The organism is Neochlamydia sp. EPS4 (genome assembly GCF_000813665.1).
GTDB lineage: Bacteria > Chlamydiota > Chlamydiia > Chlamydiales > Parachlamydiaceae > Neochlamydia.
In genome coordinates, this window is record NZ_JSDQ01000050.1 from 1 (window position 1) to 22,036 (window position 22,036).

Here is a 22,036-nt window from a genome sequence, read left to right on the forward strand (position 1 = left end):
CTTATTTATTAACAAGATATAGCTGGCTTAAATCTTCTTTGCTTTAGAGGGAAGGGATCTTAATCGAATGAAGACCGTTTTTGTTTCTTTAAAGTTGAAAATGCTGTTTTATTCCTTTGGAACACATTTTAATAAGTTGTCACTTATCTCAAAGTTTCGCAGCTGAGGTAGTAGGCTGTTTATTGAGGACGGAAGAAGGGTAAGGGGATTGTTGTATAAGTAAAGCTCTTGTAGCTGGGGGAGCTGGCCTATCTCTTCCGGAAGAACCTTCAGTTGGTTGTCGTTTAAATAGAGGATCTGTAGCTGAGGTAGACTGCCTATTGAAATGGGAAGGCGGGTAAGTTGATTATTGTCTAAGTAAAGCTCTTGCAACTTAGAAAGCTGACCTATTTCTTCGGGCAGAGAAGTGAGCTGGTTATGGCTTAAATAAAGGGTGTATAGCTGAGAGAGATGACCTACTGCTGAAGGAAGGAATGTGAGCTGGTTGTTGTTTAAGCGAAGCCAGCGCAGTTGAGTAAGCTGTCCGATCGTGGAAGAAAGGAAAGTAAGCTTGTTATTGCTTATATTTAAATCCTGTAGATTTGAGAGCTGTCCTATCTCAGGTGGAAGAAAGGCGAAATCATTTTTCTCCAAATCGAGCCATTGCAGCTGAGAGAGCTGTCCCACCGATCGAGGAAGTGTGTTTAGCTGATTGTCCATTAAATAAAGCGTGTGCAGCTGAAGTAGCCGTTCTATCTTAATTGAAAGAGAAGTTAATTGATTGCTGTTTAGGCAAAGCCACTGTAGGCAAGAGAGCTGGGTTATCTCTGCTGGAAGGGAGGTAAGCTTGTTATTATTTAAGTTAAGCCATTTCAGGTGAGACAGCTGTCCTAAAGCAGGAGGAAGGGTGTTGAGATGATTGCTGCTTAAGTTAAGATTTTGAAGTTTAAATAGCTTGCTTATCTCTACCGGCAGGGTGGTCAGTTGGTTTTCGCTTAAGTAAAGAATGCGAAGCTGAGACAGCTGTCCTATTTCGGGAGGTAAATAGGTCAACCCACTAAGATTTAAATCTAAATGCTTAATATTTTTTTTATGATTTTTAATCCATTTTCTAAAAAGCTCTCCCTTTTCTTTTAAAGGTAAATGCTTGATTTTTTTCTGGCTTAAGAATTTCTCCCCACCAGGGATTTCTTTCCAAATTAAAAGACGATTAATATTTAAAAGGTAAGAAAAATAATTACCCAAAGTAAAAGTTCTTTTTTCTTCAGTTTTCTCTTTAAACTCAAAAGGGGAGAGAGAGGTAGCTAAGATAAAAATTTGATGAAAAATTGAGCTTACCTTTTTTACTATAGGAAGATTTTCTTCTATTTGGTAAAGCTGATTGAGGATACAAGTGGGGGTGCTATCATACCTTGAACTTGAAGGAAAATGTAGCTTAATTATTCCTTTGTATAAAGAGGGCATGACTTCAGTAGTTAAAAGATGCTGCCAGCGTCTACAAACACTAAACAAAGAGGATAAAGCACAATGTTCTAAAATAGGAATTAGTACTTCATTAGGAAGCCTTTCAATGGGGCTAGAAAAAATTGAATTCATTTCACCATGTCTTTAAGGTTATCTGCAGATCTTTAACTTTTTTGTAGTTATCTTATAGGCTATTTGGCATTTCTTCTTATCTTCTCTTTTAGACACTAAAAATTAAATCCTAAGGTAGCTCCCACGTGAGCTTATGAGAAGCGCAAGTTTTAGTTAAATCGCTGGTTAAGATTTGCTACAATTGCCTTTATAGATCTATTTTAGAAGTTATAAATGCTTTTATATTTGTTGTACAAATAATCTATATAGGCCTCCTCGTTAAACTCTTTTTTTGTTACAAGCTTTAGCAACTTTTTGCTATCATATTGCCTGCCATAACGATGAACATGCAGATTAAGCCATTCTTTTATAAATAGTAAGTCTCCTCTGGAAACCTGTTCTTGCCAATCAGGGTGTTGTTTTTCAAAAGCGGAAAAAAGATGAGAGGCGAATAGATTACCTAAGGTATAGGTAGGAAAATAGCCGAAAGAGCCTGTTGACCAATGAATATCTTGAAGGCATCCTTCCGCAGGATTGGAGGGGGTTAAATTCAAGAGCTCTTGCATCTTAGCATTCCATGCCTCAGGGATTTCATCGACTGATAAAGAGCCTTCAATCAGCGCTTTTTCTAGCTCAAAGCGCAAAATGATATGTAAGCTATAGGTAACTTCATCCGCTTCCACACGAATCAATGAGGATTCCACCTTATTAATTGCTTTATAAAATGAAGTTATTGAAATTTTTTCTAATTGTTGAGGAAACATTTTTTGTAATAATGGAAAGAAATGCTTCCAAAAAGGCTTGCTCTGTCCAATACGAGTTTCCCACCATCTTGATTGACTTTCATGGACCCCTAAAGAAACAGCTTCTCCTAAAGGACTTCCATAATGTTCTGGAAGTAATCCCATTTCATATAATCCATGGCCCGCTTCATGCATAATAGCAGAAATGCTGCTCATTAATGAATGAGGGTGTAGGCGAGTGGTGATACGGCTGTCCGTAGGATGGCTAGCAGAAGAGAAGGGATGAGAGGATATATCCAGTCGCCCTTTACTCTGATCATAGCCCATCGCGTTCATCAACTGCTGTCCAAATTCTAACTGTTTTTTTGGATCAAAGCTTCCGAATAGGAAACTGTTGTCTATTTTTTTAGAACTTTTAATTTTTTTTAGAAGATTTGTGAGAGAGTTCTGTAAATTTGCAAAGATAGTAGCCACTTCAGCGGTAGAGGTATGAGGTTCGTAAAGGTCTAATAAGGCATCATAAGGGTGATCTTGATAGCCTAGTAAATCTGCTTTTTTGCGATTCATGTAAATGATCTTTTCTAAATAAGGGGCTAAAATAGAAAAGTTGTTCTGCTGTTTAGCGGTACGCCATGCCATGATGGCTTGAGACGTAGTAGCAGTAAACTCTTCTACAAAATTGGCACTAAGACATTTTTCTTGTTGGTAGTCTCTTCTCCAAACTTGCAAAGCAGCCTTTTGCTGAGCACTTAATCCTTTAGCAATTGTTTTACCCGTCTCAAGGTCGATAAGCTTTGCAAGAGATTTGGCAAATGCAGGAGAGGTTTTGGATTTGTGAATAATTCCTGCAAGTACTTTTAGCTGCTCGGAGCGAATAGCGGAGGCGGCATGGGGCATATAAGTCTCTTGATCCCAGTCTAATATAGATGTTATTCCACTTAAAATTCGACTATAACGGGACTTTTCATGCAAGGCTTCATAATCTTTTTGTGCTTGGACAGATGCCATAGTTCCTACTTTGAATTCTTTAAATGTTTGACTTTAGCATGTAAGATGCTTTTTTTGCTAACGACATTGAGAAATCCATATCAGAAAAAGCGAGTTTTAAAAATAAAAATCTTTATTGCTTGTTGAAGAGTCTTTTCGATAAAACCTTACCCTGCTAGAGCTGGTTTTATCAGTAAAGTGCTGAGTAAATTGGATCTGAAGTTAACTTATCTCCAATTCAGACATGTTTTTTTCTTATTGTTTAAGTGTTTTTTAGCAAGAATGACTTAAAAAAAGGGCATTTCTCCAGCAAAATCATCTCTTATAAGTCAAAACCTTTCTGGCTCACACCGAAATAAAATTAGAACCTTCGCGGGGTAAATGACTTTATAGCAAGCTAAAGGTTATCTATATTTTATATTTTTCTGAACAGCTATGCCTGTCTTTAACATATTAAGTAATGGAGAAACAAGCTTTGGCAGCTACAACCTAAAATGCTGCTTTATTTCCTCTGAAATATCTTGGAGTAGATTTTCATCTAAATTAAGAGTTAACCATCTAGATAACCGTGTGATCTCTATAGGAAGGGAGGCGAGTTGATTGTGCTCTAAGTTAAGATCTTCTAGCTGGAATATTTGCCCTATTTCTGCAGGAAGAATGGTTAGCTGGTTGTTATTTAAGGAAAGCGTTCGCAGCTGAGAAAGCTGCCCTATTTCTATCGGAAGGGCAGTGAGCTGGTTGTAATTTAACTCAAGGTATTCCAATGAAAATAACTGCCCTATTGTGGACGAAAGGGAGGTAAGTTGGTTATTGTTTAAGTAAAGTATTTGCAGGTGAGAAAGCTGCCCTATTTCTGCAGGAAGAGTGGTAAGCCGGCTGTGGTTTAAGGAAAGCGTTCGCAGCTGAGAAAGCTGGCCAATTTCTGTAGGAAGAGAAGTTAGCTGGTTATTATTTAAGAAAAGTGTTCGCAGCTGAGACAGTAGCCCTATCTCTGCAGGAAGGGTAGTAAGCTGGTTATTATTTATGGAAAGCGTTTGCAGCTGAGAAAGCTGCTCTATCTTTGCTGGAAGGGAAGCTAGCTGGTTTTTGTCTAAGCATAGTGTTTGGAGTTGTGATAACTGCCTTATCTCTGCTGGTAGGGAGGCGAGGTGGTTGTCATTTAAGTAGAGCTCGTCTAGTTTAACAAGTCCCCCTATCTCAGCAGGTAGGGTAGTAAGCTGGTTGCTATTTAAGTAAAGACTCCTTAGCTGAATCAAATGCCCTATTTCTTTAGGAAGGAAGGTGAGTTGGTTGTTATTTAAGTAAAGCTCTTGTAACTGAGATAGCCTTCCTATTGCGCTGGGAAAAGTGAGAATCTGATTATTAATTAAGTTAAGGCTCCCCAGCTGAGAAAGCTGTCCTATTTCGGCAGGAAGAGTGGTGAGCTGGTTGTTGCTTAAGCCAAGGTGTTGTAGTTGTATTAGCTGCCCTATCTTTGCAGGAATAGCGATGAGCTGGTTGTTGCTTAAGTCGAGCTCTTGTAGCTGAGAAAGCTGCCCTATTTCTTCAGGAAGGGAGGTAAGCTGGTTATTCTGTAAGAAAAGATAATGGAGGTTGGATAGCTGTCCTATTTCCAAAGGTAAAAAGGTCACACCACTTCTTTCTAAATCTAATAGGGTAATATTTTTGCTATAACTTTCAATCCAATCTCTGAAAAGCTCTCCTTTTTTTACTAAAGGCAAATGCTTAATTTTTTCTTGTTCTAAGTATTCCTTTCCCCCTGGAAATTTTTTCCAAATTAAGAGGCGATTAATATTTACGAGATAAAAGGAGTAATTAGCCAAAGTAAAATATTTCTTTTCTTCTGTTATTCCTTTGAAATCTAACGGAAAAAGAGTGCTAACCTGAGTAAAGATTTTTTTAAATATTTTATTTATCTTTTCTAACTTGGAGAGCTTAGCTTCTAGTTTATAAAGCTTATCTAAAATACGAGCTTGTTCAGTAGCACTTCCTTCAGGAAAGTGAATTTTACCTATTTGCTCATAAAGAGAGGGCATTACCTCCGTAGCAAGTAGATGATGCCATTTTATACAAACGCTAGATAAAGAAGGGCTAGCGCAGGCCTTTAAAATGGGGGTGAGTATTTCATTAGGTAAGTCTTCAAGATGGGTGGAGTTAGGGCTCATTTTATTACCTCTTTAAATTGCATGCAATTTCTAGTGGTTATATTCTATAGGAAAGAATACATTCTTAAACGGTTTAGAAGTTATTTGTTTTAAATATGGAAAAATTTCTCTTAATTTCCCTGATTTTCTAAAGAGAGGTCTGGGCGGCTTTAAAACATTCTTAAGAAGAAGAGTTCAAAAAATAAGAATAAGCTTTCTACATACCTTTTACTATTAGCAATCAACAAACTTTTTGGTTATACACTTTAAAAAAACTAAGTCTGCATACCTAACCTTATGAAAGTTGCCTCTCTACTTAATGAGAGGAATTTTATAAAGTACAGGATTACATAAGAAGTAGCTTGAAAGCGTATTATTAATAATCAAGGCAAGTTTTTTTATAAAAAACACTTTTTATCTTTAAGTAATTAGCTTTCAAAGGCTTTTTACTAATGCACATGCCTTCGACCTTTTAAGAAGCCTTTGTAGGCTCAATCTTTTCTTGTTTAGCTAGGCGATCGACAATTGTAGTGATGATTTCTTTAGTTACTTCCACTTCCATTTGATGCTTAGCTACAAAATTAGAAAGATGCTGATCAAGTTGCGGAAGTAAAAAATAGGCATTAAAAAGATATAATTTTTCTAAAATTTTAGGGGTTTTTTCTCCTTTTGTGGCTTGATCAACTAGGACTTCGCTCGTATTATAAAACCATTTTTCATGCCAATCTTGTTGCTTTTTTAAATCTAAAAAAGTCTGAAAAGCTTTCTGTTTTACCTCTATCTTTTTAAGACACTTTTCAATTTTTCTTTCAACTGTTTGCAAATCAAGAGAAATTTTACGAAGATGAGGAGATTGTAAAGCAAGCCCATGCAATTTTTTTTGAGAAAGTTTAGAAGCTAAATCTTCTTTTTTAGCCATTAGCTGGTTCAATTTATCTTTAAAGCTACCACCTTCTTGTAAAGAGCGCACATTTTTTATGCCTTCGGATAATACGAAAATCGATTTATCAGGTTGGTGACGTTTAATAATTTTAGTACTCGTTTGTTCATAGATATGATTTAAAACCTTTTTAGAAATTTTGATATCCTTAGCTTCTTGGCGGTTCATATGCCTTAGAATGGTGCGGGTCTGCTCTAATGACGCTTCCTGAATAGGTATTTTCTTAAAACGTCTGTCTAAAGTGGTCGTTTCAATTTTCGCTTCGTATTCTTCAGGAGTGGTAATCCCTACTACATAAAATAAACTGTCGGGGGAAGTGTCTATCACACTATTGAAGCGTTGGCCTGAAATATCACTTAAGTTATGAGCTTCTTCAACCACAAGAATAATATCTTTTCTATGTTTTCCAATCTTGTCTATAAGCTGTTTTAGAGGAGATTTAAAATCAAATAGATTTCCATTTCGAGCTAATTCCCCACTATTAACATAAAAAAGCTTTTTGTTTTTAAGGATGGCAGGAACTTCTCCAGTAGCTAAACGCCAGCCTAAGCCTTTCATAAGCTCGGTTTTTCCAATTCCTGATTTACCAATAAGCAGCGGATGTTTACGACCTGTTTCATTGTTGCAGGCTAGAGCTTGAATGATTTCATCAAGTTCTTGCTCTCTTCCATAGATAGGTTTAATCAAGCCATTTTTAATCTGTTGGGTTAGATTTATGCAATAAGGAAGCTGATTAGGACATCTATTTAGCCATCGTTTAAAGAAGAGGCTGGCAATTCCACTTGCTACCGTGCCTCCGGCAATAACTGCTATAGAGATAAGGGGATTAACGATTAGATGAAGAACAAATTTGATAATATGAAGAGGAATTTCAAGAAGCCTCCAGTAAATATCCAACATATATTTTGTTTCAAAATAGGTGTTGGGTTCTTTGCCTAATTCTAATAAATTAAAAGCTACAATAAGTGTACGAATAAGATTATTAAAGATTCTAAAAAGAAAGAATTGTTTAGAGGTATGCAGGAGTTTTATGCGTGCATCCTCCCCTTCATATTTTTTGATAATTTGCCTAACAGTATAAACATGTTTAGCTATTAGGTGGGCATCGAAAGCTTTTTGATCTATTGGAGGGGATTCTTCTCCTTCACCTGATGGTAACGAGATTAAAGAGTGCAAGTGCTTAAGAGACATCCATTGAATACACTGATTCCCTCGAAAACGTTGAGCTTTATCAAAATCTGTTTTCAGTGCTTCTTCTAAAAGCAATTTTCTCTCTAGATCAGACATGTTTTTTATAATGATTCTTAGATTTTTTTTGAGCCTAGATAAATGCTTAGAATTTAAGGCTTCTAAGAAAAGAGAAACTTTTTGACTGCTCTCTTTTATTATATCCGTTTGTTTTGCAAGAGCGTTGATGTTTTTTATCAAAGGAGTTTCTTCCTTTCTTATCCATTTCAATAGCTTTTTACCTAGGGAATCCCAAAAAGGCTGCTGGGCTTTAGGAGTGGGAAAACGTTTTTCAATAGCGGGGGGAGGCGAACCTACAGAAGAAAAGGGAGCAGAAGGGGCAGCGGTGAAAGGGCTGTTGGCTACCTTCATAATAAGGTCCTTGGTTTTGAAAATTAGGGGGTTAGTCTAGCATAACTTCTCTCGAATTTCAAATAGTTAAGCTAAAGGAGATAAGTTTCTTAATTTTACTAGGTTAGCTTTCTAGTGAGTTTGCTATTTTAGGTGAAAAAGCTTAATATTTGTAGAGGTAAGAGCATGGCCAAGCTTACTTTGCTGAATAGATAAGTGCTATATTAGGAATGTATAGAAGATTATTTTGCTAGCCTGTTAAGCAGCCAAAGTGTGGCCTAAAAAGAGCAAAAGGGTGGTTGCTCCTACTGGAATGGAAAAATATAATTTTAGGCTATACAACGCATTCCGCGTTAAAATCATTCTACCAACGAGAGTACTTATAAATCTAAGGCTATCTTGGCATGGGTTAAAAAAGCTACCTACCCAACATTTATAACTAAAAAATCTTTTACTAGAATTTCCATAAAAATAGACCTAAAAGCTTGGTGCTCTGTTTCAACTTAACTGCCAGCATTTATCATTAGGGATCAAAAAGATGAGCTCTAAAGGAGGATTGCTATAAAATTAACATGGCATCGCCGTAAGAAAGAAAACGGTAACGTTCTTTAATAGCTTTATTATAAGCTTCTTTAATTAATTCTGGTGAAGCAAAGGCACTGACTAACATGAGTAAACTTGAACCGGGTTGATGAAAGTTGGTGAGTAGATGTTGCACATATTTAAATTGGTAGCCGGGATGAATAAAGATGTTGGTGTTATATTTTCCTCCAGTTATCATGCCAGAAGGGGAGGATGCTGCCTCCAGAGCACGGCAAGAGGTGGTTCCTACGCAAATTTGTCGTTTATTGATAGGTCTTTTATTAAGGCGCTCGGCTGTTTCTTGGCTAATTTCAAAGGATTCATCGTGCATTTGGTGTTCACGTATATCCTCTACCTTAACGGGCAGAAAAGTTCCTAAACCGATATGCAATGTAAGTTTATCTACCTGAACGCTTTTTTCTTCAAGTCTTTGTAGCAAATTATCTGTAAAGTGCAAGCCTGCCGTAGGTGCAGCTACAGAGCCAGGATGCTGCGCATAGACGGTTTGATAGCGCTCCTTATCTAGGGCAGGAATAGCTGCGCGACGCATATAAGGAGGGAGAGGGATATGGCCAAATTTTTCTAAAGCTTGTGCAATATCACCTTCATAATCGAAATTGACTACACGCTTGCCATCGGCTAGAACGTCTATAATTTTGCAGGAAAAACCTTCATTAAAGGTCACATTGCTTCCCTTGCCTAATTTTTTGCCTGGTTTTACTAGAGCTTCCCAATCGCCTGTTGGAAGCCTTTTAATCAAAAATATCTCTGCTTTGCCACCGCTAGAACGTGAACCGATAAGGCGAGAGGGAAGAACCTTGGTATTATTGAATACTAGGCTATCTCCTTTACCTAAGAAGTTAGCTAATTCATGAAAAACCATTTCATGCATATTTCCTGAGGCGCGGTCGACTACGAGTAGCCTTGTAGTATCGCGAGGCTCGCACGGGTATTGAGCGATCAACTCTTCGGGTAAATCATATAGATAATTATTTAGCGAATGCCAATCTTTCATAAGAGGTTAGATATGAAGCCCTTAAAAGTGACAGGGAATAGAGCAAGAAACCATTATAGGATGGATCGAAAAAATTTAAAAAGTTTACTAGGAATGAAAATTTGTTGAGAATATCCATCTCCTTTTAGCTCAGCCTTAAAATGTCTTTTAATCGCAGGCCTTTTTAAACTTTACTTTTTTTAGGTTGGCTTTCTATTTCTATCTCTGTCTAGCTTTTATAGGCAAGGTTATTAAATGAGCTTTACTATGTTAATTAATTCGCGATTAAATCTATTTGTGCACCAGGAAAAGCTTTCTTAAGAATTTGAGCGGCATGTTCACCTTGATGGGCAAGCATGGCAGCTTGATCTAAAGAAATTTTAGAATGGATAACTTGTGCATGTCCTCCATCTATTGCTTCTATACTATCCCACTTAGCCATCAACGGGCTTGAAGAGAAAGTCATTACCATATGGTGAGTTGCTTTAACAGCTTGCTCGATAAGCTTAGAAGGAGGAGAAAGAGCATATCCCTGATAGCCTATTTGTTTAGCTTCCACGTCCCAATAATCACTAGGAGCTTTTTGCTTTAGATAATAGGCATTTGTGCGTGCCGCAATGGCCACTGCAGCTAAAGCCTCTCCTGGCAGAGGCGCTTGCAATCTTGCTGCTAAGATTGTTTTCACATATTCATCAAAAGGAATTTCATTAACAATGCTAATCGTACCTCCAATATCATAGATGTAAATACGTCCTTTATATTCAATGCCGTCGACTATTATGGTTGTAGCTTTGTCATCAGGCAGAATCATGAGCTGGTAAAGGCCTGGAAACTCTTCCTGCCATTTTAATCCTTCGCTTAAGGGCTGAATATATTTTTTTTTACCGATAAAACGTGTGCTTATATGCTTGTTGGTATGAGGATCATAGATTTTGTATTTACCTTTAACCTCCAACATAGCTCCTGGTTTATTATGCGTAATTAGAATTTTTAAGGTGTCCTTTGCTGCCGGCAAGGGCTTATTAAAAAATGTAGATAAAGAATCTGCTATGCCTGCATGGGCTGCATTAGACAGTAGAATGAAACCCAAGAAAGCGATGAACATTTTTTTGATCATAGTCGTTCTCCTAATTATTGATCGTTAATTTTAAATGTTGGTAGGCAAGAGATGTGACTTCACGACCGCGCGGAGTTCTTTTAATAAAACCTTGCATGATAAGGTAAGGTTCGTACACTTCTTCAATCGTATGAGCTTCTTCTCCAATAGCAACAGCAATAGTATTGAGTCCCACCGGGCCACCCTTATAATGATGAATCATCGTTTCTAAAATCTTAATATCCATTTCATCTAGACCTTTATGGTCGATGGAGAGCATTTCTAGCGCTTTTGAAACAACTTCTGGGTTAATTTTATTATTTGCACGGATTTGAGCGTAATCACGGACCCAGCGCAAAAGGTTATTAGCAATTCGTGGGGTCCCGCGTGCACGGCGGGCAATTTCTAAAGCCGCTTCAGGCGCAATATTTAAGTTTAAAATGCGCCCTGTACGCATTAAGATTTGTACCAAGATCTCCGGAGGATAAAGTTCCAAGCGACAATTAAGCGCAAAACGAGATCTTAAAGGGCTAGAAAGCAGTCCTGAGCGGGTAGTTGCGCCTGCTAAAGTGAATTTGCTTAATTTAACTTGAACGCTACGAGCATTGGGTCCACTATCGATCATAAGATCGAGCACAAAGTCTTCCATAGCAGGATAAAGATATTCTTCGATGGTGCGGTTGAGGCGATGAATTTCATCGATAAAGAGGATATCGCCATCTTTGAGGTTAGTGAGCAAGCCAGCAAGATCGCCAGGTTTCTCAATGACTGGGCCTGAGGTTATCACTATATTAGTGCCCATTACCTTAGCAAGAATATTAGCAAGCGTTGTTTTTCCTAAACCTGGTGGCCCAGAAAAAAGGCAATGCCCTAATGCTTCTTTACGTTGCTTGGCAGCTTCTATAAGAACAGTTAGCCGTTCACGTAGCTGATCTTGGCCGATAAAATCAGCCAATGATTGAGGGCGTAAGGGGACTTCAAAAGTAACATCTTCTTGACTTAGAGTAGATTCAATGTAATTTTTTGATTCCATAATTTATCTTTAGGAAAAGAACCCTAAGGCGTTTAGGAAAACAAATATTATTAAGATAGGAGACATAATTTTAAAGCAAAACCTAAAATAATGCAAGAGCCAAGGATGATTGTCAAAAAAATGAGAAGAGCCTAATTTTAAACTATTTAAGCTATGTGTAGTGCCCCATATCCATCCTACAAGGATTACGGCTAAAAAGCCTCCTACCGGAATAAGGATAGCGTTAGCAAGAAAATCAGTAAGAGCAAGAAAAGTCATCCCATGCCAGCGTATATCAGCTAGGATACTGCTTGAAAGAGCACTAGGAATACCTATTAAGAAAGCACCTAAGCCACAAATGAGTACGGCTTGCCGACGTTTCCACCCCCATTCGTCCATTAAATAAGCGATTGTAGGCTCCATTGCAGATATTTCTGAGGTAGTTGCTGCTAAAACTACGAGCAAAAAGAACATGCTTGCTAGAAAATGCCCACCAGGAAGGTGACTGAATACCCAAGGGAGAGTATGAAAAATAAGGCCCGAACCTTGATCAGGTTTTAAATCTACAGAAAAAACAATGGTGAAGACAGCGACCGCTGAAAGCAAGGAGACTAGTGTATCCATAAGCACAACAGGATAGCTACTTTTTACTAAATTTTCATCAGGCTTTAAATAACTTCCATAAGTTACTATAGTGCCCTGCCCTATGCTAAGGGTAAAAAATGATTGACCTAGCGCGGCTAAGATAGCAGCGGGAGTGATAAGGCTCCAATCTGGTTTGAGTAAAAATTCTAGCCCTCGCTGAGCATTTGGCATCTTTAAGCCGGTGCCCACTAAATAAAGAAGGACTAAAAATAGTAAGGGCATCATAATTTTGTTACCTCGCTCAATGCCGTTACGCACTCCAAGATATAGAATGCCAATACAGATAAGGAGAAAACAAAAATGAAAGCCTATTCCCCATAGTGGGTTATTCATAAGGTTGCGATGATGATCAGCCACTTGAGCAGCCGAGGTAAAATTTGAAAGATTTCCTTGGACTGCCTCTACCAGATATCCCAGCACCCACCCAGCGACTGCACTATAGAAAGAACTAACAATAAATCCTGTAAAAATGGTTAGCTTTCCTGCCCAGGACCATGCTAATTTGCCTCCTAAAAGGCGGAAAGCTCCGCTGGGACTTGTTTGTGCTGTTCGACCGATTAACATCTCTGCCATAAAGACTGGAAATCCAATCAGGAATAAGCACAATAAGTAAACGATAATAAAAGCAGAGCCTCCATATTGCCCCACAATGTAAGGAAAGCGCCAGATATTAGCGAGTCCAACCGCTGATCCTGCCACGGCAAAGATAAAGCCGAGGCGAGAACCCCATAAAGGTCTTGTCATTCAGTGTTCCTGTTTGTTAACCGGCATTGATCATCTATTCAGCTTGGCAATTTGGCCGCTTATAATCTAAAAGGCGCGGTGTATTTTTTTAGGGTTGCCAAAAGTGTAGCGAAGTCTTTAAATATTTGCATTATAAAATCTATTCGATAGCTGGTAAGTTCAAAGCAGATGGGATGTAATAAACCATTCTAAGAGATTGGCAAGCTACAGTTAACTTTAGATATTAAAAAAGTTTTTCCTTTTGAACACTTTAAGCTTTTTATTATCTTGCCTGTCATCTTCTAATGGCAGAGGGGATAATTTTAGATAGCGGCAGTAAAAAGAATAACTGCATAACTTAAAAAAAATTGCTTTAATTGGGAGTTTGATGATACAATCGGAATTTATGACGTTTTTGTTTTTAATTAAAATGTAATATTAAACATTAACCGGTTTATTTAGGGCAGGTTTTGTTTAGGCATATCTTTCAAGGAGAAAAGTGATGACAAGTTTTAATAGTGAAGTGTCGAGGACGAAGGCTTTAAATGCAGTTAAAAGCGAAGATTCCAAAGAGACGACAGAAATGGAACTAGAACAGCTCGTGTTTCTTCTGCTCACCGAACGACTTAATCAACTCCAGCAAAAAAGCAATGATGAATTTCAAGAATTGAAAAAACGCCAGGAAGAAGTGGTACAGATGCATAAGGTATTAAAGCTGATTAACAGCCAGACTACTGATCGCAGTGAATTATCTTTTGATACCTCGCATGACTTAACTCACCATTTGAAAGACGCTAGAGAGAAATTAGGGATTGATATTCAGGAAGGCTCTATTAAAAACGGTAAAATGATCTATACGAAAGATCAACGTGATAGGTTAATTGATAATATCCGGATGACCATTGACGATTATAATACTAAAAATGATATGCAAATGCAGACTGTCAATCGACTAATTAATGAACGTTATGAATCTTACCAAATGGCTCGCGCTATCTTAAAGCCTATCCATGACGATAAGATGAGCAAAGCGCGTGCTATCATGGGCCGTTAATTGAGGAGGATCATATGCCGTTAGATAAACTTAACTCAAGTTTGGAAAGGACTTGGGAATTAAATACAAATGCCGAAACGCATGGCAGCAGTTACTTGAAAAGGCAAGGTTCTGCACCTGCTGAGGTTCAGCCTTCTCTGTATGCAAGTTCGATTACTTCTTTAAAACCTATTGAAGTTGCTACTCAAGCGGTGCAAAATGAACAACTTCACGGAAAGAAAAATAAAAGTGCCTTTGCCTGGATGGAGAATCTGCGAAATACTTTAATGAGTTATCTAGGAGCTCAGCAAAAAAAGGCTTCTGTACCTGTATTAGTAGAAGCTCAGCAAAAAATGAAGATTTCACTTGAGTCGACTACCCAAGCCTGCGCACTTGAGGAATTAAAAAATAGACCATCCGCTATTCATAAGCAACCTGAAACGATTAAAATAGAAGCTTTAGGAAAACAAAAGAAAGGCTTTTTATACCAGCTAGGTGACTGGATTAAAGAAAAATGGAGTTTTTTTATCGGAAGCTCAAAAGGCAGTAAGCCCGCTGAAAAAATCATTGAGCGTGAGTATTCTTCACAAGCTAAGCCTCTGGTACGCCGTTCTCCTAAAGAGATCGATGAAGATTTTAAATATTTAGATATCACCGTTATGGATCCTCTAAAAGCTATGTTAGCCATATTAGTTAAGCAAGGGGAGCTGCGCCAAGAGCAGGCTACGCTAATCAATCAGCAAATTCTTCACAGGCAGCAAGACTTAAAAGCGCTGCACGCCGAACGTATGCAAATTCAAGCTGAACTTGCTCTGATAGGTAAACGCGCTGGTGTTTTAGAAAAAGTTAGCGTGGGATTAACGGTCACGCAAGCCCTAGGGGGGATAGCCTCTGCTGCTATGGTAGTGGCAGCTGCAGCTACAATAGCTACAGGTGGTGCTGCCGCACCCCTTTTAATTGTAACAGGAGTTTTTAATGGTATGGCAGGAGCAGGCCAAACCTTTAATACTTGGTTAAAAGGTGACACTAAAAATAAATTAAATAAACTTCAAGGTGAGATGCTAGCAAAATCCTCCCAACGCGATGAATACCAATTTCAACTTAAAGTGGATGTTCAAGAGATTAAAAAAGCGCTGGGTTCTTTGATAAGCCATGCGGAAATGGGAAGTGGACTTCTTTCTGCCCAGTATGGTAAATAAATAATAATTTTTGAGGAGAATTAATTATGCGTGAAGATGCAATAAAAGAAAACTATTCCTCTTATGCGCCTCGCGGCCCATTAAGTGAAGACTATCCGTTAGATTTTAAAGCTAGCGATGCCATTCAAGCTACCGAGCGTTACTCTAGCTCAGTCGCATCTTGCAAAGATTTCCCCCTCCCTATTTACGCTGCTAAAGATTTTTTTATTGAATCAGAACAAGAAGCTAATCCAAAAATAGCTGAAATGCAAAAAGCTAAGCAAAAGGAAGCAATTTTAAAAAGAAATAAAAAAAGTTTTTGGCAACTTTTTAATAAAGAAACCTTAGTTAGCTGGAAAGATAAGGCATTTAACTTTTTTGGAAAAAACAAACTAGCTAACATTAAAAACGCCTCGATAACAGCCCCCTTGACAATCGAGCCGACTAGTGAGCTAGCTCCTGCTAAAATTAACAAAAAAGAGGATATCGAAGCTCACCGTATTAAAGAAATTGAAGATACGCTTGTTGCTTATGAACTAGAGCTACAAAATGCTAATGGCGGCAATATGAAAGCCATGATGGAAATGATGTGCAAAATTTCCATTTTGTTAGGATCCCTTGGTCATCGTTACAACAAGAAAGAGATCGATGATTTATTTAAGCATCTAGAAGTAAATGTGAAAAAAAGAGTGAAAACATTTGAAGGTGGGCGTGCTTGGACCTATGTTTCCGTGTTTCTACAAGGGACAGGAGCTGCTCTTTCCTTTGCTCCTTTAGGGGGTCAAATACTAGGAGACACTTCGATGCTTGGTAAAGTCTTAACAAATTTAGGACAAACTTCGCAGGGAATAAGTTCATTTGGACATGCTACTAGCAAAATTGGGGACATTGAATCTGAGAAAAAAATGGCTGCTCGTACCGAACATGATCATGAAGGGGAGAAGTTAAAACAGACTCGCCATGACCGTGATCGAAGCATAGAAAAAATTCATCAATCTAGTCAGCAATTATTTGCGATTATGAATGAGCTAGCACGTACTCATACTGAATCAGTGAAGAGAGCTGCAGCTGTTTAATCTTGCTAACGGTGCTGTAAAAGCACCGTTTCTTGCTAATTTCTTTTTTTTATCCGTGGATCTTTATCTAGCTTAATGCTCGCGCAGGTTAATTTGAGGGACCTTATAAAAAGGTTTCTCTTTCTAATATACCCTCTAGTCTAAAGAAATAAAATTTTTAAATTTTTTTCAGCTTGTTAATTTTTTTTATAATTTTATCTAGATACAACTTAAAAAGTGTTTGATATAAATCAAATTTTTTTATAAAGAAAATTATTTATAACAACCTTTAAGGAGTAGCTATGTCAATAGGCAACAATGTTACATGTTTAGAAAAACGGATAGATTACGAAAGAATATACATTCCTCGCATTTGCGGTGCTGTCGGTAGTGAATTTATAAGAGTTATTCCTCTAGTAGGGGGAGTGTTGCATTACCTTAAATCCAGGCAGCTTCTTAGTAAGATTAAACGTTTAGATAAAAATGAGCTAAACGAAAAGAAAAAAATGAAATCTGCTATTCGGTTTCATAATTTAATGGCAGCTGCCCAGTTTGTGCCAGCCTTAGGGAGTGCTGTAGGTTTTGTAGAAGCAGCAATTTTTGCAGCTAGGGGTAAACCACGCAAAAATAAGAAAAAGCAGCTAGTTATAAATAACTTAGGCCTTAAAATTAATGGCCCAGAAAACGGCGATTCGCTTGCTCTGGCGCAGAAAGAGCTTGAAAGCACTCAACAAGCGAAAAAGAAGGAAAAGATTAAGCTTAACAATGACCTCTCATCTGCCGAGTACCAAGCTTCTTCTATTGAATCTGCTGAGCAATCTAAAGAGACTAAAATAAAAGAAAAAAATCGCGTAGAGTATACGATCGTTATTATTCGTGAAAAAGCTCTTCACGAAAGGGTAAGAAAAATTGAAAAGGAGATGAAAAAGCAATTAGGTCGGGTCATGATCCATAAAATAACTCCAGACCAGTTAAATACAGATGTTCCTGACCATATGCTAGCCTTTCATATTTACTTTAATTCTGGGCAGCCTGATTTTCCTAAGTTAAATAGACGCCAATCAGAAATAGCTGCAAAATGTAAAAATAATTGCGTATTAGTCTCCTTAAATCGTCGCGATATTGCAGGATATGCGAGTAAAATCATTCACTCAGGTTATATCAAAAAGGGAAAATTAAAGAAGAAATCGATTACCCAACTCTGCTTACAAAATCCTCTTCAAGAGAAGTTGAAAAAATCTACCGTCAAAGCCCTTGGTAAAGAAATGTCAGGAGTTTTCAAAAAATATATTAAAGTAAAAAAATAGCCTGTTTTAATGCATTTTAGTTTTTTTCCAAGTCATTTGTCATTATTACATAAGAATGATAAATGACTTTTCTTCTATCATGAACACCCTTGCTTGGGCTTGCAAATCCTTGCTAGGCCTTGTTCATCAATCTTCCGAACTTTATTCATTAAAGTGTTTGCTCTAGCCAAAGAAAATAAAAGAATTTTTTCATGTTTAATAAAAGCATTAAAGGAAAGAGGGATTTTGAATTGACTCTCTCTTTCTTTCTGTTTTCCAAGGGGAGAACTTCTCATGCAATTATACCTCCTACTGAATGGGATGTTTTTTGCGTAAATAGCTTTTTCTAAAGATCAAAAAATGAATTTATTCTATAGTCTTAGATAGACTAAATTTTAAGGTTTGCTATGAAAATAGATACATTTTCAAACGTAGGTGTTTTCATAGATAATACAGCAGACTATCTACCCTTAATTAGTACTTTAACTAATTTAATGGATATTTTTCAAAAATGTGTTTGCTTACCTTTTAAAAACAAAGAAAGTATATCAAAAAGTCGCTATTATACCCATCTTAACAAGAAAAGCTTTAGACGTTGTCTGATCTTACTGATTCCCATCTTAGGAAATATTTTCATTGGGATGGAAGACTTTACGCCTCGATCTTTCCATGATAAAAAGTTTATCCTTGCCTCAGTGCGCAAAAGAGGCCGTAAACTTTATTTTGCTAGCGAACGACTTAAAAATGATAAAGAGGTAGTCCTTGAAGCTGTCAGGCAGGATGGCTTAGCCCTTAAATATGCCTCCCAAGAGCTTAGAAACAATAGAGAAATTGTTCTTGCCGCTGTCCAACGCAATGGCCTGGCTCTTAAGTATGCTAGCCCACAGCTAAATAATGATCAAGAGGTCGTGCTTTCTGCTGTTAAAAAAGATGGTTTAGCATTCGCAAGCGCTAGCAAAGAATTAAAAAAAGATCATGAAATTATGGTAGCTGCTGTAGAGCAAAATGGCTGGGCGCTTAAATATGCTAGCAAAGAGCTTAAAAGTAATAAGGGCCTAATCCATGCACTTGTCCAGAAAAATGGCTGGGTGCTAAGGTTTGCAAGCAGAAAACTCCAGAATGACAAGGCAGTGGTGGAGGCGGCTGTTTTGCAAGATGGCTGGGCTCTTGAGCATGCTAGCGCCGAACTTAAAAACAATAAAGAAATAGTTCTTCTTGCTGTAGAGCAAAATGGCTTGGCTCTTGAATATGCTAGTCAAAAGCTTAAAAATGATAAAGAAGTGGTGTTTGTGGCGGCGAGGAATGATGGCGCAGCGCTTAAATTTGCTAGCCAAAAGCTACAAAAAGATAAAGATTTCATTCTTGCTACTCTTCAACATAATGGCTTGATGCTAGAGTATCTCAGTGAAGATTTTCAGAATGATAAGAGCCTAGTATTGGCAGCTGCTTTACAGAATGGTTTGGCGCTTAAGTATGCAAGCCAAGAACTCCAAAACGATAAAGAATTAGTACAGGGTGTTGTACACAGAAATGGATTAGCACTTGAGTTTGCCAGCGAAGAGCTGAGAAACGATGCGGACGTTATCTTGGCTGCCGCTATGCAAAATGGATTAGCACTTAAGTATGCTAGTCCAGAGCTTCAAAATAATAAAGAATTAGTACTCCTTATCGTCCAGAAATTTGGCTGGGCTCTTCAATATGCTAGCCCCGCTCTTAGGAGCGATAAGGAGGTTGTTCTTGCTGCCGTTAAGCATTCTAGCCAGTCTATTAAGTATGCTAGCCATAAGCTTCAAAAGGATATGGAGCTTATCGAATTGTCTAGAAGTTAAATGCTCATAAATAATTAAATCTAAAAAAATTTAATTTTTCCCTTTGATATATTATTGGGTCTAGCCAAGCGTAGGATAAGAAAAGCTTTCATTGTCTCGACCAATTTTGATCGTTTTGAAGCTTCTATAGAGCCGATCTTTATTTAAAAAAGTCGATAAACTATAAAGCGCCTTTTCAAGAGTAAGTCTATGTAAAATTTACAATTTTTATATTTTTTTAAGTCGCTGTTTATCCTTTATCGATATACATAGCAAGGCTACCGCATTGAGTAGGTAGGCAGGTATTAAAGGTTTAAGCATTTTTAAAGGATAAAAAAATATTAAAAGATAAGAGGGTTTTTATTTTATTTGCAGTCTTTCAGCGAATTATAAAGCTGAAACGATAGACTATAAATTTCTGGGTAGAGTAGGCCTGAGAAAGAAAATTTAAAGGTTAACCTTGCGTAGCATTAAAATTTAGTTTGAAGAGAAATAATTAACTTGCACGTAGCTCTCTCGGGATCTAATTATTTAAACTCATTTAGATAAGAACTAAAAAAGCTGAATGAAAATGAGCAAGTTGTATTTAATTTCCTAAAAGCCTATTATAGCACGTTTGTTAAATGATAGGTTCATCCTGTGTCTTTATTTCAAATAGCTTTAACTTTTTTTTTAGTTACCAATCCTATTGGAAATTCGCCAACTATTCTAGCGCTAGTTAAGGATTTTGAATTCGAGCATCAAAAAAAAATATTAATGCGCGAAGGCCTAATAGCTTTTCTTATTGCTATCTTCTTTCAGTATTTGGGAGAAATTTTTTTAGGTGTCCTTTTTGTGCATGATTTTGCTGTTAGCATAACCGGAGGCATTTTGCTATTTTTGGTTGCATTACGAATGATCTTTTCCACAGCGCCTTCCACTAAATCTGCAAATCAACGAAAGCAAGAACCTTTTATTGTGCCTATCGCTACCCCTATACTATCGGGGCCTGGATTGATGGCGATTATCATGCTATTTTCTCGGCAAGAAGGTAATAATATAAAGATAACACTAGCGCTTCTTTTAGCTTGGATCTTTGTGCTCCTTATTATTGCAGTAGCTCCTTACTTACACAAGCTTCTAGGTAAAAGGGGGCTGGTGGCTTTAGAGCAGTTAATGGGTATGCTTTTAGCTATGATGTCTGCGGGTATGGTACTTACGGGCCTTAAATTATTTATAGAACACTATAAACATTCATAAGAAGTGAAATATGATAGAAATTCCTTTGTTCACGATGACAATGATTCTTTTTTTGATCATGGATCCTATCGGCAATATTTCTACATTTTTACAGATGGTAGATGAGCTGCCATCTAAAAGAGTAAGATGGTTAGTGGCTAGAGAAATGCTGATTGCTCTAGCATTTATGCTCGTGTTTAATTTTTTAGGAGAATTTATTCTTCACATTCTACAGTTGGATAATCCGACTGTTCAAATGGCCTCATCCATCATTTTATTTTTAACAGCGATTAAAATTTTATTTCCTGCCTCCAATAGTTTGCGGGCAAATTGGCCCAAAGGTGAACCCTTTGTCATACCTTTAGCTGTTCCTCTAATTGCTGGACCTTCATTGCTAGCTACTATCCTTATGCTAGCTCATCTAGAGTCTAGTCAACCCAAGATGCTAATTGCCATATTAATAGCCTGGGTAGTTTCCACCTTTGTTTTGCTATTCGCTCGCCAATTGCAGCGCGCTTTAGGATATAATGGATTAATGGCAGCTGAGAGGTTGACTGGAATGCTGCTCGTCATGTTAGCTGTGCAAAGATGCCTAGAAGGAATCCAAGAATTTATAGCTCTTTTTTCTTAGAAGCACGGGCAATAAGCCGAGAGGTTTAATGAAAAATATTAAGCTACAAATTGCTTATGATGGCACAAACTATTTAGGATGGCAAAAAACCTCTCCAGGACCCACTATTGAAGCTTCTTTAGAAAAAGTCCTTGAAAGAGTTCTTCAGCATCCCGTCACTTTGCAAGCTGCTAGCCGTACGGATGCAGGTGTTCATGCTCATAGGCAAGTCATCAATTTTTTTACCAACAAAGAGCTTTTAAATTACAAAAGCTTTAAGATTAGCTTAAATCAGCTTTTACCGCCCTCCCTTGTAGTCCTAGAAGCTCAAGAAGCCCCTCAAAATTTTCATCCTACTTTAGATTGTATTCAGAAAGAATACCACTATTTCATCTGCAGGGGAGCCGTGCAAATGCCTCAAAATAGGCTTTACTCTTGGCATTGCCCTCGTTTGTCTAAGCTTGCCGAAATGAAAGCGGCTGCAAAATTATTGGTAGGAAAAAAAGATTTTTCCGCGTTTTGTAACTTTAAAAAGCATGTACATTATGCTAGCTTTGTGCGCCAGGTGGATAGGATAGAGATTCAGGAAATATTTCCTGATCGGCTGCTATTTAAGGTAGCAGGTCAAAGCTTTTTATATAAAATGGTACGCAATATAGTAGGCACCTTAGCCTATGTAGGCATGGGAAAAATGCTAGGGTCACAGATACCTGCTATATTAGCAAATCGTGATCGAAGACTAGCTGGCATTACTGCCCCGGCTCATGGTCTTTGCCTCCACCAAGTCAAATATTAGCCTGCATAAAGATTAAAGATATTTCTAGGCTTTTCAGGCCGTGTTTTATAGGAT

General features: G+C 37.6%; 16 protein-coding genes. 8 read left to right on the forward strand and 8 right to left on the reverse strand.

Annotated features, from left to right (window positions below):
* Positions 1-108: 108 nt before the first annotated feature.
* The 8 genes from DB42_RS05060 to DB42_RS05095 all read right to left on the reverse strand — a co-directional run bounded on the left by DB42_RS05060 (position 109) and on the right by DB42_RS05095 (position 13,019).
* Complete coding sequence (locus DB42_RS05060) at positions 109-1,575, reverse strand: leucine-rich repeat domain-containing protein (RefSeq protein ID WP_052436006.1); 1,467 nt, start codon at positions 1,573-1,575, stop codon at positions 109-111.
* A 200-nt stretch (positions 1,576-1,775) separates the two neighbouring features.
* Complete coding sequence (locus DB42_RS05065) at positions 1,776-3,305, reverse strand: carboxypeptidase M32 (RefSeq protein ID WP_044882010.1); 1,530 nt, start codon at positions 3,303-3,305, stop codon at positions 1,776-1,778.
* Positions 3,306-3,766: 461 nt separating this feature from the next.
* Positions 3,767-5,449, reverse strand: coding sequence for a leucine-rich repeat domain-containing protein (locus DB42_RS05070; RefSeq protein WP_052436007.1), 1,683 nt, complete (start codon positions 5,447-5,449; stop codon positions 3,767-3,769).
* Positions 5,450-5,900: 451 nt separating this feature from the next.
* Positions 5,901-7,967 (reverse strand): ATP-dependent Clp protease ATP-binding subunit, encoded by a 2,067-nt coding sequence (locus DB42_RS05075; RefSeq protein ID WP_044882011.1) that lies wholly within the window; start codon positions 7,965-7,967, stop codon positions 5,901-5,903.
* A 538-nt stretch (positions 7,968-8,505) separates the two neighbouring features.
* On the reverse strand, positions 8,506-9,543 hold the full coding sequence (gene queA / locus DB42_RS05080) for a tRNA preQ1(34) S-adenosylmethionine ribosyltransferase-isomerase QueA (protein WP_044882012.1): 1,038 nt from the start codon (positions 9,541-9,543) through the stop codon (positions 8,506-8,508).
* A 253-nt stretch (positions 9,544-9,796) separates the two neighbouring features.
* On the reverse strand, positions 9,797-10,639 hold the full coding sequence (locus DB42_RS05085; protein WP_042241892.1) for a SpoIID/LytB domain-containing protein: 843 nt from the start codon (positions 10,637-10,639) through the stop codon (positions 9,797-9,799).
* A gap of 10 nt (positions 10,640-10,649) precedes the next feature.
* Positions 10,650-11,651, reverse strand: coding sequence for a Holliday junction branch migration DNA helicase RuvB (ruvB, locus tag DB42_RS05090; RefSeq protein WP_039385476.1), 1,002 nt, complete (start codon positions 11,649-11,651; stop codon positions 10,650-10,652).
* A gap of 9 nt (positions 11,652-11,660) precedes the next feature.
* The gene (locus tag DB42_RS05095; RefSeq protein ID WP_044882013.1) at positions 11,661-13,019 is read right to left on the reverse strand and encodes a sodium-dependent transporter; all 1,359 of its coding nucleotides are present in this window, start codon (positions 13,017-13,019) and stop codon (positions 11,661-11,663) included.
* A gap of 481 nt (positions 13,020-13,500) precedes the next feature.
* Here DB42_RS05095 and DB42_RS05100 point away from each other — a divergent pair, with 481 nt between their 5' ends.
* The 8 genes from DB42_RS05100 to truA all read left to right on the forward strand — a co-directional run bounded on the left by DB42_RS05100 (position 13,501) and on the right by truA (position 21,982).
* On the forward strand, positions 13,501-14,052 hold the full coding sequence (locus DB42_RS05100) for a hypothetical protein (RefSeq protein ID WP_042241884.1): 552 nt from the start codon (positions 13,501-13,503) through the stop codon (positions 14,050-14,052).
* Positions 14,053-14,066: 14 nt separating this feature from the next.
* Positions 14,067-15,230, forward strand: a complete 1,164-nt coding sequence (locus DB42_RS05105) for a hypothetical protein (RefSeq protein WP_044882014.1) — start codon at positions 14,067-14,069, stop codon at positions 15,228-15,230.
* A 26-nt stretch (positions 15,231-15,256) separates the two neighbouring features.
* Complete coding sequence (locus DB42_RS05110; protein ID WP_044882015.1) at positions 15,257-16,285, forward strand: hypothetical protein; 1,029 nt, start codon at positions 15,257-15,259, stop codon at positions 16,283-16,285.
* A 281-nt stretch (positions 16,286-16,566) separates the two neighbouring features.
* The gene (locus DB42_RS05115; RefSeq protein ID WP_044882016.1) at positions 16,567-17,571 is read left to right on the forward strand and encodes a hypothetical protein; all 1,005 of its coding nucleotides are present in this window, start codon (positions 16,567-16,569) and stop codon (positions 17,569-17,571) included.
* A 386-nt stretch (positions 17,572-17,957) separates the two neighbouring features.
* A complete protein-coding gene (locus DB42_RS05125; protein ID WP_044882018.1) occupies positions 17,958-19,379 on the forward strand; it encodes a DUF4116 domain-containing protein in 1,422 nt (473 codons plus the stop codon).
* A gap of 618 nt (positions 19,380-19,997) precedes the next feature.
* Complete coding sequence (locus tag DB42_RS05130) at positions 19,998-20,597, forward strand: MarC family protein (RefSeq protein ID WP_044882019.1); 600 nt, start codon at positions 19,998-20,000, stop codon at positions 20,595-20,597.
* A 10-nt stretch (positions 20,598-20,607) separates the two neighbouring features.
* The gene (locus DB42_RS05135) at positions 20,608-21,207 is read left to right on the forward strand and encodes a MarC family protein (RefSeq protein WP_042241866.1); all 600 of its coding nucleotides are present in this window, start codon (positions 20,608-20,610) and stop codon (positions 21,205-21,207) included.
* A gap of 28 nt (positions 21,208-21,235) precedes the next feature.
* Positions 21,236-21,982: a tRNA pseudouridine(38-40) synthase TruA gene (gene truA, locus DB42_RS05140; RefSeq protein WP_044882020.1), complete on the forward strand. Its 747-nt coding sequence runs from the start codon at positions 21,236-21,238 to the stop codon at positions 21,980-21,982.
* Positions 21,983-22,036 lie beyond the last annotated feature (54 nt).